This is a genomic window from Flavobacterium sp. FG19 (genome assembly GCF_057809475.1).
Window position 1 is genome coordinate 47065 of the sequence record NZ_JBMDKA010000028.1, and the last position, 16239, is coordinate 63303.

Here is a 16239-nt window from a genome sequence, read left to right on the forward strand (position 1 = left end):
TTAGGTTTTGTCTGCCGCGAATTTCAAGAATTTTCAAGAATTTGATGATACTATTTAGAAGAAAATAATTAGTGTAAATTCTTGAAATTCGCAGTGAAAAAAAATTAACAATCCGCCATGTTTACAGCAACAGCAAGACCTCCTTCTGATGTTTCTTTGTATTTGGAGTTCATATCTTTTGCCGTCTGCCACATTGTATTGATTACTTTGTCTAGTGGTACTTTGGCATTTTTAGAATCGGTTTCAAGAGCCAGTTCGGCTGCATTGATGGCTTTTATAGCACCCATGGTATTTCTTTCAATACACGGAATCTGAACCAGTCCGCCAATTGGGTCACAGGTTAAGCCTAAATGGTGCTCCATGGCAATTTCGGCCGCCATTAACACCTGTGCCGGGGTTCCGCCCATTAATTCGCAGAGTGCTGCAGCAGCCATTGATGACGATACGCCAATTTCGGCCTGGCATCCGCCCATAGCGGCCGAAATGGTAGAGCCTTTTTTAAAGATACTTCCAATTTCGCCGGCCACCATCAAAAATTGTTTGATTTCTTTTTCTCCGGCATTATGGTTTTCAATTACCATATAATACATTAAAACGGCCGGAATAACACCGGCACTGCCATTTGTTGGAGCCGTAACCACACGGCCTAGTGAAGCATTTACTTCGTTTACTGCCAGAGCAAAACAGCTGACCCATTTAAGGATCTGACGGAATTTAACTTCGGTTTTTCTGATTTCTTCCAGCCACGACTGCGGATCTGTATAGTTGGACAATCCGATTAAATTCTGATGCATGTCAAAAGCACGACGGCGCACATGTAAACCGCCCGGAAGAATTCCTTCAGAATGGCATCCAATATACATGCACTCTAACATCGTGTTCCAGATGCGCATCAGTTCTGAATGGATTTCGTTTTCAGAACGCATCGATTTTTCATTTTCATAAACAATTTCAGAAATGGATTTATTTTCAGAAACGGTATAGTTCAAAAGTTCGACTGCATTTTGAATCGGGAACGGGAAGGCGCATTTTATGACTTCTTTTATTTTGGCATTTTCACGTTCTTCTTTTACTACAAAACCACCGCCAATAGAATAAAAAGTCGATTCGTATTCTGAATCATCTTTTTTGTAAGCTGTAAATTTTAAACCGTTGGCATGAAAAGGCAGAAAATCTTTATTGAAAACAATATCCTGCAGGAAGTAAAAAGGAATTTTGCACTGGCCTGCCAGATTTATTTCATTAGTATCTTCAATGGTTTTGATAATTCCGGCAATATTTTCAACGGGAATATATTCCGGGTCCTGACCGCTTAATCCCAGCATGACGGATAAGTCGGTAGCATGACCTTTTCCGGTTAAGGAAAGAGAGCCGTATAAATCGACTTTTACCCTTACGACCAGCTCTAAAATAGCTTCGTTTTTCAGCTCTTCCAAAAAACGTTCAGCGGCTCTCCATGGGCCTAAAGTGTGCGAGCTTGAAGGACCCACACCAATTTTTAGCATATCAAAAACAGAGATACATTCTTCCATTATTCAAGTTTTGTTAAGACAAAGATAATTGAATAATGCAATGAAGATTTCTTTTTGAGTGTTAATCTTGAGTAATTGTTAAAAAAGATATTAAATTTTAATAATTCGGCAACGAAATAAAATTAATTGTTTAATATGCGGTTTTCGTCTGAAGTTTGTGTTTTTTCGGTATTTTTGTAAAGATACAAATAGGTAAATCTGTAATTTCTTTTTAGTTCTTAAGGCTTGCTGTTTGTATCGACTTCAATGGTTTCGTTTGAATGCTGCTTATGTTTTTTTACGAAAATTTCAGAATACCACAAGAAGATAAATTACATTATGATAGAATTTTTCAAGCACTTTTTACACGAATTCGAATTACCTCTCAGCAACCCGGTATTAATTTTTTCTTTGATACTTTTTATCATACTGCTGTCACCTATTTTACTTAAAAAAATTAATATTCCCGGAATTATTGGTTTGATTATTTCTGGTGTTATTATTGGTCCCCATGGATTGAACATTCTGGCAAAAAATTCGGCAGTCGATTTGTTTTCGACCATTGGGCTTTTATACATTATGTTTATTGCCGGTCTGGAACTTGATATGAATGAGTTTAAAGCGAATCGCAATAAAAGTCTGCTGTTTGGTTTTTTTACTTTTATTCTGCCGCTTACCATTGGTTTTCCGGTTTGTTTTTATTTGCTGAAATATGATTTTAATGCCAGCTTTTTAACAGCGAGTATGTTTGCCACGCATACTCTGGTGGCATATCCTATTGTAAGTAAACTGGGGATTGCCAAAAATCAGGCTGTAGCGATAACTGTGGGTGGAACTATTTTAACAGATACCGCCGTTTTGATTATTCTGGCCGTTATTATGGGAAGCAGTCAGGGAAGTTTAAATCAGGCGTTCTGGATTAAACTGGGGATTTCGCTGGCGATTTTCTCTGCGATTATGTTTTTACTGATTCCGCGTATCGCGAAATGGTTTTTTAAGAAACTGGAGAGTGAAAAACATGCCCATTATATCTTTGTTCTTTCGGTGGTTTTCTTTGCCGCCTTCCTGGCCGAAGTGGCAGGAGTAGAACCCATCATTGGAGCTTTTGTGGCCGGTCTGGCACTCAATCCGCTGATTCCGCATTCTTCTGCTTTAATGAACCGGATCGAGTTTATTGGAAATGCCCTTTTTATTCCGTTTTTCCTTATTTCAGTAGGAATGCTGGTAGACGTAAGTGTGATTTTAAGCGGTCCAACTGCTTTAATTGTAGCGGGGACTTTAAGTGTGGTTGCTATTTTTGGAAAATGGATTGCCGCCTTTTTTACCCAGATTGTTTTTAAATATACCAAAACCGAAAGACAGCTTATTTTTGGATTAAGCAGTGCGCATGCCGCCGCCACACTGGCTGTTATTCTGGTAGGGTACAAAGCAAAAATCCTGGATGAAAATATCTTAAACGGAACCATTATTTTAATTCTGATAACCTGTATTGTGGCTTCTTTTGCTACCGAAAAAGCAGCCAAAAAAATAGCCATCTGCGAAGAAGAGATTTCCCATGAAAATGGCGATTCAGATCAAATTTTAGATGAACATATTTTAATTCCGCTGGCCAAAACTTCAGCAGCAGCCAGTCTTCTGGATTTTGCCCTTTTGATAAAAGATAAAAAATCGTCTAATCCGGTAACGTTACTCACCATTGTACCCAATAATGATCAGGCTGAAAAAAATATTCTGAAATACCGAAAAGCGGCTGATAAATTCGTAATTCAGGGATCGGCTTCAGAAGTGAAAATCAATACGATTGCCCGGATTGATCATAATCCTGCGAGTGGAATTGCCAGAACTTCAAAAGAAATTATGTCGGATATCGTGATTGTGGGCTGGCCGAGAAAAACGGGTTTCCTGGATAAAATCTTTGGGGAAAACGTGGATTCAATTATCAATAATATCGATAAAAGCCTTTTCATCTGCCGATTCCAGAAAAACTTTATTGAAGAGAAAAGACTGGTATTTATTTGTCCGCCATTTTCTGAAAGAGGTATCGGATTCCAGCTTTTATTACAAAAAATCTGCAGACTGTCGCAGGAACTGAGTATTCCGATTGTGATTTATGCTGAATATAAAACACATCAGGCGATTCAGCAGATTGCCGGTAATTTGAGGTTAAATGCCAAACTGGGTTTTAAAAGTATTCTGGAATGGGATGATTTTGAAGCCATTTCAGATGAAATACGCCCTACAGATCTAATTGTTTTTAATTTATCAAGAAAAGGATCGGTGTCTTATCAGTCTATTTTTGACAGACTGCCTCAGAAATTTGAAAAATTCTTCAGCGGTAATAATATCATTCTGGTTTATCCGCAGGATGACCGTAAAGAAAGTGCGATGGATGCTTATGAAGACTTTACGGCCACTCCGTTAACCAAAGGTCTGGAAGCTATTGAGCAGATTGGCCGCGGTCTGGGAAGTATTCTAAAGAAAGGCTAAAAAGAAACAATACCACTACAATAAATGACACGAAAGTTTTCCTTACTGGTTTTACTACTGACCACTTTTGCAGTAAATGCACAAAACAAAATGAAAAAAGCCGAAGAACTTATAGATAAAACAGATCCGGGCTGGGCTGTTGTGGAAGACTGGATCAAAACTGCTAAAAATAAAGTAGAAGTTTTACCTGCCGAAGCTTCAAAAGCAAAAGAGGCTTTGTATAAAACTCAGGTTACCACCCGTTCTGTTATGGGAGCTGTTGTTTACATGACGGGCGGACTTTTGATTGATGACGGCTGGATCAGGATTCTGGGTTCGGGAAATGCAAGGTTTAACCGTACACTGCCGGACTGGAATAAAGGAAAAGCATTTAGTGAGTTTGGTGAGCTTGCGCCTTTCTGGCTGATTGCGGATGATGCGATTGGCGGTTTTTTTCTTTTGAACGGGGGCGGACTTGGGAATGATACAGGGAAAATTTACTATTTAGCTCCGGATACCCTGGAGTATGAACCGCTTGACATTACCTATTCGGAGTTTTTAGGTTTTTGTTTTACCAATGACCTTGATAAATTTTACGAAGGGAATCGTTGGAAAGGATGGCGTGAAGAGGTTTCTAAATTAAAAGGTGACGAAGTATTTAATTTTTATCCTTTTTTATGGACAGCAGAAGGAAATGATATCAATAAAAATTCCCGAAAAATAATTCCAGTTCAGGAACAGTATAGTTTGAACCTCGATTTGCGGAAACAGCTTGGTTTTTAGTTTGTAAAGAAAGCAGAAAGGTAAGGACAGCAGAATATTTTATTTTTCAAAAGAAGATTTTTCTGAGGTATTCTCTATATTTGATTTTTGTTTTAAGCAGTCAATATGGATGAAATTATAACCTACTACAATGATCTGGCACCTAAATATGATCAGGATCGGTTTGATAATACGTATGGAGCGTTTATAGATGGTCAGGAAAGAAAAATACTGAATAAGCTATTGCGTGATAAAAACGAACGAATTCTTGATTTAGCCTGTGGTACCGGGCGGTTTTTGGATTATGCAGAACTTGGTGCCGATGCCAGTGCCGAAATGCTTGCTGAAGCCCGAAAAAAATTTCCCCAAAAAATACTGCTTCACAATGATGCGGATTCTATAGCATTAGAAGATAACAGTTTGGATACGATTATCAGTTTCCATTTTTTTATGCATCTGAACGAAGATAAAATCAATAAGGTTTTAGAAGAATCTGCCCGGATTTTAAAAAAGAAAGGACGGATTATTTTTGATATTCCGTCAAAAAAAAGACGAAAGCTTTTGGGGTATAAAAAAGACGACTGGCATGGTGCTGCCAGTTTAGACCTTGCAGATTTGTATAATAATCCCCGTTTTGCGGTAAAAAGGACATTTGGTTTATTGTTTTTACCAATTCACAGATTCCCTAAATTTTCCAGAAAATTTTTTACGGTTATAGATTCAGTTCTGGCGGCTTCATTTTTAAAAGCGTACAGTTCTTATTTAATTATTGAATTAGAAAAGAGATGAGAGCCTGGAAGCAATTTAAAACATCGCTGAAGTTAGCGGCAAGATTTAAAAAGGATTTAGTCAGCAAAGACCTTTTTCAATTTTGTAAAAAAGGCAGCTGTCCAAGTTCCTTTGTTCATAAAATATCTGTCACTCAGGAAATAAAAAGCAGCACTTCTTTTGAAAATAAGGTATACAATCTTAAACTGGTTTCTGACAGAATTAATCAGTGCTTTTTAAATCCCGGAGAAATCTTTTCTTTTTCAAGAATAGCAGGCAGTCCGGATTCAGGTTTTAAGAAAAGCAGGACTCTGGTAAATGATATTTTAGTAGAAGAGAATGCCGGAGGAATCTGTCAGGTTTCCGGGATTATTTACCATTTGAGTTTAATTGCCGGACTCGAAATTTTAGAAAGACATAATCATTCGGTTGATATTTATACTGATGAGACGCGGTTTGCCCCGTTAGGAACCGATGCCACCATTGTTTACGGTTATAAAGACCTCAGAGTTAAAAACTGTTTTCCTTTTCCTGTAAAATTTGAAATTCTAATAAAAGATCAATGCATTGAGGCCGCTTTATTAAGTGCCGTATCTATTACTGAAAATGAATTGTTTTTTGAATCGGAAACCATAAAAGACGCTACTATAATAAAGGTTTTTGACAGAAATAGAAAACTCCTGAACCGGTCACATTATAAACGAAAGCTTTAAGGATTAATTAAAAATTCATATATTAGAACTGAATAATTTTTATTTAAAATGAACCACAATATAAAATCAATCCGCCCTTTTATCGGGGCCAAAAATTTTGAAATTTCAAGAAGCTTTTATAAAGATCTGGGCTTTGAAGAAGTAGTATTAGCTTCTAATTTTTCTGTTTTTAAATGGGGTGAAACTGCTTTCTACCTGCAGGACTATTACGATAAAAACTGGATTGAAAATACGATGATATTTTTGGAAGTCGATGACGCCGATCGCTATTATAAGGAATTAGCAGCACTGAATCTTGTTGAAAAATACGGAGTGAAACTTACACCAACACGTTACTTAGACTGGGGGAACGAATGTTTTTTACATGATCCTTCGGGTGTTTTATGGCATTTTGGGGAATTTAAAAAGCAGTGATTATTGTAACAAAAACTCGTTTAAATGCAGCGTGTTTTTTTCTCTTTGATACCAGTCATTAATAACCAGTTCAATTTTTTCTACTGTAAAAGTACCGAAATGATGATTTCGGAATTGGTCCGTAATTTCGATAAGTTTTCCCGGATTTTGAAGTTCTTCCGTAAAACGCATGACAGTCGAGTGTGCCGTAGAAATAGCATAACGGCTGTCGATACTTTGTTCTAAAGCTGAGTTTCTGAAGTTCTCACGCAGTTTGTTCCGCAGATCATTTAGTGTCTCATCAGCAGGGAAGCCCTGAATCATAACAGCAGAACTGGAGGCAGTTACCCCGCGAAATTCAATTTCGATCTTTTCTAAGCCTTTCAGACTTTTGTGAATAAGGGTGGTGTATTCTTCAGGATTAATTTTACCTCTGTTAAAACCTTCATAACAGGAAATGATAGACATTACGGTAATATGAATATCCGTATCGGGATAATAGTATTGTACCGGTTCTGTTTTTTTTAATTCGTTGATAAAGAGTTGGATATTGTTTTTTATTTCGGTATTGGGACGTATCAGCAGGGTCAGACCAAAACGGGCATCAGAAGGATCGTTTATTTTGTGATCTAAAACAAAATTGCCGTTCAAAATGGCTTCTTTAGAAGTGTTGTAAAGTTGGTTGTAATGTTCGCTTAAACTCATTTAGGATTATTTCTTTTTCACTTTTTCAAGATTTTCTTTTACCCTGAATTTTACAATTTTAGTAATTAAATCATAAGGCATCGGCTGGTTTAGCGGAAACTGGACCGAGCCTTTACCAGATTTGTATTTGGAAAGGGCTGCGGCAAAAGCTTCATGTCCGCTTGGAAGCGCATATAATCCGATATGGTTTTTAAAAGCCGCAAAATACACGACTATTCCGTTTTGATCAAAAGCAGGCATTGAGTAACTGATTTTCTCTTTGGCATCGGGAGCGGCTTTCTGAATTGTCATTCTCACTTTTTCCAGAATTTCCTGTACGTCATTTGGAAATCCGCCAATGTATTCGTTAATATTTTCAGGTTTCTTTGTTTCCATGTTCGGTTGATAATTTTGATTCAGGTTTACAATAGAGTCATTTGAAACTAAAAAAAGCCGGAACTTTAATTAAGCCAGTCCTTTCGGGAACCTGTCCAGAACTAAATTCAGCTGTATATTGTGTTCTAAATATGCCTTTGCTCCCGCTAAAACTAACGTAAAACCTTCGGTTGAATTGCGTACCTGATCGATTATTTTATCCTGATCGCCTTTTAAACCGGAATTGGTAATACTCACAAAAGTTTCATTTTCGTTCAGCGGAGTGAAAATCCATTCGACTAAAGTAGTTTCTTCTGGAGTTCCCCATTCAATCACAATTTTTTGATTTTCCTGAATTACCAGTGTACTGACTGTAAGTGAGAAACCGTACATTTCCCAGGTCCATTCGGTCCGGGTATTTTCTTCTAATTTGCCGGAACCTTTGGTAAACCAGAACTTACAGGTGATTTCCGGATCAGTAAAAGCCTGAAAAACTTCGGAAACAGGTTTTCGAATGAGCATTTCGGCTTTGGCGAATTTGTTGTTTTCTGTTTTCATCGATTGGAGAGTTAGAAGTTATAGGTTAAGGGTTAAGAGTTAAGAGTTAGAAGTTAAGAGTTAAGAGTTATCTGTAAATATAACTCTAAAATTTGTACTTCTAACACCTAACACTTAACCTATAACTTATAACTCTTTTTTATCAATCCATTTCCCAACTGTGGGCGGTGTATAATTTCTCATTTGAGCCAATAAGTCTTCGATAGTATCACTTACTAAAAGCATTTCTTTATTGGCTTCTTTAAGCAGACCTTTGCTGGTCATAGTCTGAAGTAATTCTATCAGTGAATCATAAAAACCATTTATATTTAAAATGGCGATTGGTTTTTTATGCAGCCCCAATTGTGCCCAGGTCAGCATTTCGAAAAGTTCTTCCAAAGTTCCAAAACCGCCCGGAAGGGCAATGACCCCGTCGCACAATTCATTCATTTTGGTTTTTCGTTCGTGCATGCTTTCTACTAAAATGAGCTCGGTCAGGTGTAAATGAGCAATTTCTTTAGATCTTAAAAAATTAGGGAGTACACCAATTACGGTTCCGCCCGAATTTAGTGCGCCATCAGCAACAGCACCCATTAAGCCCACATTGGCGCCTCCGTAAACGAGACCAATATTTTGATGTGCTAAGGTTTTACCCAGTAATTCTGCTTGTTCTTTATAGATTTCTTCAGTACCAAAACTGGAGCCGCAGAAAACAGTTATTCTATTCATGTTTGTTTTTTAAAAAGATTGAAAGATTGAAAGATTAAAGATTAAAGATTAAGTTGGTGCTAAAGACTGAACACTGCCACTGAACACTGCCACTGAATACTGTGACTGAATACTGTGACTGAATACTGTGACTAAAAACTGCATAAACTACTTTCTTTTCAGTTCATACTCAAAGTAAGGGACATCGTTATCATTAATTTTAAACATGACATCATTTACTTTTTCTGCTCCAAGTTTTAAAACGGCTTTTTGAGAACGGTAATTTTCTGCTCCAACGTGAAAGAGGATCGAATCAACGTACTGAAATGCATAATCTGTCAGTAATTTTTTAACTGATGCATTATAAGGGCCGCCCCAAAATTTTCTTGTAATAAAAGTATAGCCAATGGCGATGCTTGATTTCTCGGGATTGTAATCATAAAAACTGGTTGTTCCCATTATTTCACCAGTCTGTTTGTCCAGAATAAGAAACGGGCTTTTTGTATTTATTATTTCAAAAAAAGTTTTAAATCCGTCTCTTTGATATCGGTTTTTTACAGGATTCTGTTCCCAAATTAACGGATCTGAAGCTGCTTCAAATAGTGCTTCAAAATGTTCTTCTTTTAACGGAATTAACTTTGAGATCTCATTTTCTAAAATTTCAGGCTGTAAATTGAAATTTGATGTCATGATTTTGTGTTTTTTAATTTGATAAACAAAATTTTGTGGTGAAGGTTCGTTGTTATAAGCAGCATTAGTTCCGTTTATTTTTTGGGCACCTAATTTTTCTATTGCTTTTTGGGATCTGTAATTTTTGGTGCCGATATAAAACTGAACTTTATCGACAAACTGAAACGCATAATTGAGCATCAATTTTTTGACCTGAGCATTAAAACCGGTTCCCCAAAAGTTCCTTCCGTAAAAAGTGCATCCAATAAAAATGCTGTTATTGGCTGGTTCGAATTCATAAAATTGGGTACTTCCGGCAATCTCATTTTTGGTTTTATCAAAAATGATAAAAGCTCCTTTGCTTTCGATTGCATCTTTAAAGAAGTTTAAAAATACATCTCTTTCATAACGATTATTATTCGGGTGCTGCTCCCATATTAATGGATCTGAAGCAACTTTATAAAGCTCTTCAAAATGATTTTCTTCTAACGGAATCAGTTTTATGATTTCATTTTCCAGAAAATCGGGCTGTAAATTGAAGTTATCTGCAGTCATATTTTTTTTTGCCGCTGATTATAGTTCTTAGAATAATTTCATGTGTTCAGATCTGTTTAATCTGCACACAGGAAACATTCTCCATTTTTATCTGTTTTCCCGTTTTTTTCAATAATCCGGTTTTAGAATCTCTTTTAAAAACAATTACATTGCCAGTTAAAACATTTGATGCCGCTAAAAATCTGCCGCTTTCATCTATTGCAAAAATTCTGGGATGTTTTCCTAATGTAGACTGATAGCCGATATTTTTGAGAAGTCCGTTTTCATCAATAGCGAAAATGGCAATATTGTTTTCTCTGCCCCGATTTGAGGCATACAGAAATTTCCCGTCAGGAGATATATGAATATCTGAACTTTCAAAACCTTCTTTTACCTTGTCAGAATGTGTGGCAATACGCTGGATTTTATTTAAAATACCGTTGTCATATTTGTAAACGCTTATCTGACCTGCCATTTCTTCAATACAGTAAGCGAATTTCTGATTGGGATGAAAAGTAAAATGCCTTGGTCCCGCTTCCAAATCGGTTTTGGTAAATGGGGTACGGGCTTCCGTTAAAGGTTTTTTTTCGTTTTCATTAAAAGCATAACAACGTATTTTATCAGCTCCTAAATCGGGTAAAAACAAATAATCATACTGAGGTGAAAATACGGCCGAATGTACATGTGATCTGGTTTGTCTTTCTTTATTTATGCTTCCGTCACTGTATTGAAAATTTTGTGCAATCGAATCGATTTTTCCGTTTTCTAGAAGTGGATAAACTGAAACACTGCCTTCTGTATAATTGGCATTGGCAAGCCATTTACCGCTTTTATGGACACTCACATAAACCGGGTTTTCCCCGCCGCTTCGCTGACTGTTTAAAAAAGTCAGGCTTTTCTGCTGTGGATTAAATTCAAAACTGCTCACACTTCCTGCATTCGGCGTTTTGGTGTCGGTACAGGCATAAACGTATTTTCCGTTCGGTGAAACCGTTAAATAAGAAGGGTTGATTATGTTTTTTACCGCCGTTATTTTAGTCAGTCTCCCGTTTAATGTATCCAGCTGGTATACCTGAATTGCTTCAGCTGTTTTATCACGGTTATACGATCCCAGAAAAACATAGGTGTTTTGTGAGAATAACGGAAAAGTTATCAGGAACGTAATCGTTAGGAAGAAGGGGCTTATTTTCATTTGTTTTTAGTCTCAGTGTTCAGTATTCAGTGTTCAGTATTCAGTGTTCAGTTTCAGTCTCAGTGTTCAGTCTTGGTCTCAATTTATTTTAATTTCTTAATCTGAAAATTGAAAACTGTGACTGAAAACTAAAATTAACAAACTCCTTTCCACCATTGTTTAAATTCCTGATTTTCGTTTTTTAAGTCGACTATTTCGCCAATCATGGGAGTGATTAACGGGATCGGGTTATCGCTCTGGCTGTTTAGTTCGGTTACTCTGATTAAAGGTTCGTCCCAGGGATGCAGAGAAAGTGCGAATTTGGAGGAATGTACAGGAAATGCCCTTTTGGCTTTTAAGTCTTTCATAGCTTTTATAACATCTTCCGGCATATTATGAATGTATTTCCATTTTTGGTTGTACTGGCCGTTATCAAGTAAAACGATATCAAAAGGGCCGTATTTTTCTCCAATTTCAGCAAAATGTTTATCATAACCGCTGTCTCCGCCCAGGTACATTTTAAAATCCCGGGTTTCTAAAACAAAAGAAGTCCAAAGAGTATTACAGCGTTTAAAACTTCTGCCCGAAAAATGTCGGGAAGGTGCTGTATAAAGTGTCAGATTCTGGTCTAGTTCGATTTTTTCAAACCAGTCTTTTTCTATAATGTTTTCTGTTGGAAAACCCCAAAATTCAAAATGGGAACCTACGCCAAGCGCTGTAATTACTTTTTTGGTTTTTGGTTGTAACCCAAGAATGGTTTCATAATCCAGATGATCGTAATGATCGTGTGTAATTAGTAAATAATCTATTTCAGGAAAATCATCGACAGTGTAAATATCGCTTCCTTTAAACGATTTGGTCGTGCCTGAGATTGGTGAGGCATTTCCGCTGAAAACAGGATCTATTAAAAAGCGTTTTCCTTCAAGCTGAATAAAATAGGAGGAATGTCCAAACCAGACTAAAACGTCCTGGTCAGGAAGAAGCTCATGAAGATTGATTTTAACTGACGGAATGAGATCGGATGGTTTTTTCCGTTCTACTTTTTTAAAGAAAAATTCAAATAAAACACCTATAAAACTGGCATCTTCGGCCAGATCCGGGGTAAAGCTCTGGTTTTCAAATTTTCCGTTTTTGTATTGCGGTGAATTTTGAATTAAAGTTAATCTTTTACCGGAAGGTGCTTTCCCAAATTTAGGATGCTGAAGGGAATTGTAAACAACAAGACTTATTAGAATTACAAGAAGTAAGAATGTGATCATTTTTATTTTTGGGGATATAATTTTTTTGTGTAATCAATCGAAAGCAGAATGATCTTTTTAAGAATTTCCATATCGATATCAGTTAATTTTTTAATGTAAATACAGGCTTTTGAAGAAGTATGTTTTCCCAGTTGAGGCAATAATTCTTCTCTCTTTTCTTCGGGCAGATAAAAATAAACAGTCATTGCTGTTTTTCTGGGAGAAAACCCGGCTAAAGGCGCATCGCCTTCATGACCGCTGTCATATTTATAATGATAACTTCCGAAACCGATGATGCCCGGTCCACACATTTTGGGCTCAAAACCGGTAATTTCCTGTATAATTTTAAGAAGTTCAAAAGCATCGTTTCTTTTTACTTCATTTTCAACAGCATTAATAAAATCGGTTACGCTGTTGGTAGTTTCAGTAGTTTTATTGACAGCCATTCTGCATTTATTTTTGATTTAATAGGTCACTTTTGAAAAGAATGTTTTTAATCTTAAATTCAGAGATATAAAACCATTTAGAATCTTCGGGCATTTGATTTTCTAAAACAATCATGCTGACATCACTTTCGGGGAAATACAAATTTACAGAAGAAAATCCGTCTCCTAAGCCTGTGTGACCAACATATTTTATCGGTTCTTTTTCGATAATCCGTATGCCGTAACCGTAAGGTTCTTTTTCTTTTCCAAAGAAATTATGCTGTGATAAAACGGTGTTTTTGGTAAGGAGTTTATAGGATTCCGGTTTAAGTATTTTTCCTTTATGGAGGTTATTGTTCCAGATGGCTAAATCGGCTGCGGTGGCTATTATACCGTCGGCACCTAAACTTTCAGGCGTAATCTGAGATCCGGTTACGGGTTCCAATACATTTTTGGTATTGTAATAGCCTGTTGCCAGATTCGGAATATCTTTGGAATAACATAAAGTATGGTTCATTTTAAGTTTCTTAAAAAGGGCATTGGCGACTTCGGCATAACTTTTTTTGGTACTGAATTCTACTATTTTGCCAATTAAATTAAAACTTAAGTTTCCATATTTAAATTCTGTCCCGGGTTTAAAAGCCAAAGGTTTCTGTAAATCAACAATTCCGTGAGTATGGTTCAGAAGCTGGTGTACGGTAACCGAATCGGCCCAGGATTGTGTTAACTGCGGAAGGTATTTTTTGACAGGGGCGTTTAAGTCAATCCTTCCTTTTTCAGCTTCCAGCAAAACTAAAACGGCTGCGACTTGTTTACTGTTGGACATAATTTCAAATTTAGAATCAGGTGCCAAAGGTTTTTTAGTTTCAAAATTTGAAAATCCTTTTGCTTTTGAATATATCGTTTTTCCGTTTTTGGAAATCAATACCACACCGTTGAAAACCGGATTTGCTGTGTTCTGGATAAGGCTGTCAATTTTTGCGGTATAATCATCTTTTTTCTGTGCAAAAGAATTACAATTACAGAAAAGAAGAATCAGGGAAAGTAAGGAAAGGTTTTTTGATAAGGAGTTCACTTTTTTAGTATTCAGTTTTTTTAGTATTCAGTGTTCAGTCTCAGTCTCAGTGTTCAGTTTTTTTTAGTATTCAGTCTCGGTGTTCAGTCGCAGTATTTAGTGTTCAGTGACTGTGAACTGAGACTGCAAACTAAAACATTCCGTTTTCATTTATGGTTTCAGCGGGGATCTGCTGGCCTAAGTCCCAGAGTTCAATGATTTTGTTTTCGTGAAACTTTAGGATGTGCACAACAGCAAAACCTATGTCTGACGGGGTTTGTTTTAAATGTGAATGCACCGCCACGATATTGTCGTCTTCTAAAATATGATGGATTTTTAAAATCTTATTGGGATTTTTTTGTGCAGATTCTTCCATGGCCAGCATTAAAGTTTCGGCATCTCCTTTAAAATGGGCATTGTGATGTTTGAAGTCTGTACCTGTATAAAGTTGAAATGCTTCTCTCGAATCGCCTTTTGCAGCCAGTTTTAAGAAGTTTTGTGCAATATCTTTCTTCGTCATAATCTTAAGATAAAATGGAAACTAAGTTATGAAATTTAGAAAGACGTTTTTGGATTAAATGAAAGGTTGTTTTTACAAATTTTCAGATTTTATCTCCGACAGGTCAAGACCCAGTTTTGTCAGCTCTTTTTCGCCCAGATCCGTAATATAGAAATGTTTGTCAGAAGGTGTTTTTTTAGCAATCCAGCCTTTTTCTTCAAAGGTACGGGCAAGCTGCTGACCAAGTTTTCCGCCTATATGTTCGTAACACATTTTAGCGGGTTTTACTTTAGCTGGTTCTTCTTTCATTTTTTCATTTTTAGTACTCAAATTTCAGCTGTTTTTTGCAAACGAGCCTTAAAGCCAGATAAGCCATCGGGATATAAGCAAAGGCTAAATCAATAAGCGTAAACCAGGTAGGCGACGGGAGGGAGCAGACACTTACAATTCCGCCCAAAAGAAAGAAAGCGCCAATAAGCAGAGCCAGTTTCTTTTTATGGTTAACAGCAATCAGGGCTGTAACAACCGCTCCGGTAAAGGTTCCAACAGCGTGAGCAATAAAGGGAAAAAGGAAATGTTTGGCCTCAAACAAATGCATGGTTTTCTGAAGACCTTCCATAGTGGTGTTGTCTACACCTTCGGGCGGCGGAATAACTGAACTGCTGATTAAAATTATACTCATATTTACAATACTTCCAATGGTAATTCCAATAATAACAGCCAGGGTATTCCTTAGTCCGGGGTTCATAATTTTATTTTTTTATTCTTACGAATTTATGAAAATTATGAATGGGATGTACTTAATTTTTTTAATTAAAAGACTGCCTGAATTCTAAAGGGGAGATATTGGTCTTGGTTTTAAACAGTTTACTAAACGACTGCTGATGTTCGAACCCCAGTTCAAAGGCAATTTCACTTACAGATAAATTCGTTGTCGAAAGTTTTTCTTTTGCTTTTTCGATGAGTTTGTCGTGAATGTGCTGCTGGGTGCTCTGCCCCGTGAGATGTTTTAGTAATCCGCTCAGGTAATTTGGGGAAACATTAAGTTTTTCAGCAATATACTGTACAGTTGGTAATCCTTTTTGGATAAGTGAATTGCTGCTGAAATAATTTTCAAGCAGTTGTTCCAGACGGCCCAGAATTTCGTGATTGTTTATTTTACGGGTAATGAACTGGCGGTTGTAAAAACGTTCTGAATAGGTAAGAAGCAGCTCGATCTGGGCAATAATTACTTCCTGGCTGAATTTGTCGATATTGGACTGATATTCCAGCTGAATATTTTTCATGATATCGATAATCATTTTTTCTTCTTTATCAGACAGATGCAGGGCTTCATGAACTGCATAACCAAAATATTCGTATTGTTTTATTTTCTGCGCAAGCGACGTATTCCATAAAAAGTCAGGATGAATCAACAGGGAGTAACCAGTGTGAAGCAGTTCTGAATTGCCTTCTATAGAGAAAACCTGTCCGGGTGCAATGAATAATAAAACTCCTTCTTTAAAGTCATATTCCTGCTGGCCGTAACGCATTTTGGCATTGGCATTTCTTTTTAACGCAATCGAATAAAAATCGAGGATCAGGCTTTTGGGCTCTTCTTTGTTGAGGTATTTTAAATCTTCAAAATTATAAACACTCACCAAAGGGTGTTCAGGTTTTGGCAAATCCCGAAACTCATGGAATTCGCTGATGCTTTTAACTCTATGGGGCTGTTGATTTGCCATAACCTAAA

Annotated in this window: 19 protein-coding genes; 5 read left to right on the forward strand and 14 right to left on the reverse strand. The window is 36.8% G+C overall.

Features of this window, described 5'->3' with window-relative positions; translation table 11 throughout:
* Window positions 1–104: 104 nt before the first annotated feature.
* Window positions 105–1532: an L-serine ammonia-lyase gene (locus ACODST_RS22505; RefSeq protein ID WP_488934338.1), complete on the reverse strand. Its 1428-nt coding sequence runs from the start codon at window positions 1530–1532 to the stop codon at window positions 105–107.
* Window positions 1533–1850: 318 nt separating this feature from the next.
* On the opposite strand from ACODST_RS22505, the gene ACODST_RS22510 reads away from it, so the two are divergent.
* The 5 genes from ACODST_RS22510 to ACODST_RS22530 all read left to right on the forward strand — a co-directional run bounded on the left by ACODST_RS22510 (window position 1851) and on the right by ACODST_RS22530 (window position 6634).
* Window positions 1851–3998: a cation:proton antiporter gene (locus ACODST_RS22510; protein ID WP_488934339.1), complete on the forward strand. Its 2148-nt coding sequence runs from the start codon at window positions 1851–1853 to the stop codon at window positions 3996–3998.
* Between the two features lie 24 nt (window positions 3999–4022).
* Window positions 4023–4760, forward strand: coding sequence for a DUF2625 domain-containing protein (locus ACODST_RS22515; RefSeq protein WP_488934340.1), 738 nt, complete (start codon window positions 4023–4025; stop codon window positions 4758–4760).
* 105 nt (window positions 4761–4865) lie between these two features.
* Window positions 4866–5528, forward strand: a complete 663-nt coding sequence (locus tag ACODST_RS22520; protein WP_488934341.1) for a class I SAM-dependent methyltransferase — start codon at window positions 4866–4868, stop codon at window positions 5526–5528.
* A complete protein-coding gene (locus tag ACODST_RS22525; protein ID WP_488934342.1) occupies window positions 5525–6220 on the forward strand; it encodes a VanW family protein in 696 nt (231 codons plus the stop codon). Before ACODST_RS22520 ends, ACODST_RS22525 begins: the two co-directional genes overlap by 4 nt.
* A gap of 48 nt (window positions 6221–6268) precedes the next feature.
* On the forward strand, window positions 6269–6634 hold the full coding sequence (locus ACODST_RS22530) for a VOC family protein (protein WP_488934343.1): 366 nt from the start codon (window positions 6269–6271) through the stop codon (window positions 6632–6634).
* Here ACODST_RS22530 and ACODST_RS22535 read toward each other — a convergent pair whose 3' ends face one another.
* The 13 genes from ACODST_RS22535 to ACODST_RS22595 all read right to left on the reverse strand — a co-directional run bounded on the left by ACODST_RS22535 (window position 6635) and on the right by ACODST_RS22595 (window position 16231).
* Window positions 6635–7318 (reverse strand): 2'-5' RNA ligase family protein, encoded by a 684-nt coding sequence (locus ACODST_RS22535; RefSeq protein ID WP_488934344.1) that lies wholly within the window; start codon window positions 7316–7318, stop codon window positions 6635–6637.
* Window positions 7319–7324: 6 nt separating this feature from the next.
* Entirely contained in the window at window positions 7325–7693 is a 369-nt protein-coding gene (locus ACODST_RS22540) for an iron chaperone (RefSeq protein WP_488934345.1), read from the reverse strand.
* 69 nt (window positions 7694–7762) lie between these two features.
* Entirely contained in the window at window positions 7763–8230 is a 468-nt protein-coding gene (locus ACODST_RS22545) for an SRPBCC family protein (RefSeq protein WP_488934346.1), read from the reverse strand.
* A gap of 126 nt (window positions 8231–8356) precedes the next feature.
* On the reverse strand, window positions 8357–8938 hold the full coding sequence (locus ACODST_RS22550) for an LOG family protein (RefSeq protein ID WP_488934347.1): 582 nt from the start codon (window positions 8936–8938) through the stop codon (window positions 8357–8359).
* A gap of 147 nt (window positions 8939–9085) precedes the next feature.
* Window positions 9086–10141 carry a GNAT family N-acetyltransferase gene (locus ACODST_RS22555; RefSeq protein ID WP_488934348.1) on the reverse strand — a complete coding sequence of 352 codons (1056 nt, stop codon included), beginning with the start codon at window positions 10139–10141 and terminating at the stop codon, window positions 9086–9088.
* Window positions 10142–10187: 46 nt separating this feature from the next.
* Window positions 10188–11312 (reverse strand): lactonase family protein, encoded by a 1125-nt coding sequence (locus ACODST_RS22560; protein ID WP_488934349.1) that lies wholly within the window; start codon window positions 11310–11312, stop codon window positions 10188–10190.
* Between the two features lie 134 nt (window positions 11313–11446).
* Entirely contained in the window at window positions 11447–12550 is a 1104-nt protein-coding gene (locus ACODST_RS22565) for an MBL fold metallo-hydrolase (RefSeq protein WP_488934350.1), read from the reverse strand.
* Window positions 12551–12552: 2 nt separating this feature from the next.
* Window positions 12553–12975 (reverse strand): DUF1801 domain-containing protein, encoded by a 423-nt coding sequence (locus ACODST_RS22570; protein ID WP_488934351.1) that lies wholly within the window; start codon window positions 12973–12975, stop codon window positions 12553–12555.
* A gap of 7 nt (window positions 12976–12982) precedes the next feature.
* Window positions 12983–14029 (reverse strand): serine hydrolase domain-containing protein, encoded by a 1047-nt coding sequence (locus tag ACODST_RS22575; RefSeq protein WP_488934352.1) that lies wholly within the window; start codon window positions 14027–14029, stop codon window positions 12983–12985.
* A 130-nt stretch (window positions 14030–14159) separates the two neighbouring features.
* Window positions 14160–14528, reverse strand: coding sequence for a nuclear transport factor 2 family protein (locus ACODST_RS22580; RefSeq protein ID WP_488934353.1), 369 nt, complete (start codon window positions 14526–14528; stop codon window positions 14160–14162).
* A 72-nt stretch (window positions 14529–14600) separates the two neighbouring features.
* Complete coding sequence (locus ACODST_RS22585) at window positions 14601–14816, reverse strand: ArsR family transcriptional regulator (RefSeq protein ID WP_488934354.1); 216 nt, start codon at window positions 14814–14816, stop codon at window positions 14601–14603.
* 10 nt (window positions 14817–14826) lie between these two features.
* Window positions 14827–15255, reverse strand: a complete 429-nt coding sequence (locus tag ACODST_RS22590) for a hypothetical protein (protein WP_488934355.1) — start codon at window positions 15253–15255, stop codon at window positions 14827–14829.
* A 61-nt stretch (window positions 15256–15316) separates the two neighbouring features.
* Window positions 15317–16231, reverse strand: coding sequence for a helix-turn-helix domain-containing protein (locus tag ACODST_RS22595; RefSeq protein WP_488934356.1), 915 nt, complete (start codon window positions 16229–16231; stop codon window positions 15317–15319).
* Window positions 16232–16239 lie beyond the last annotated feature (8 nt).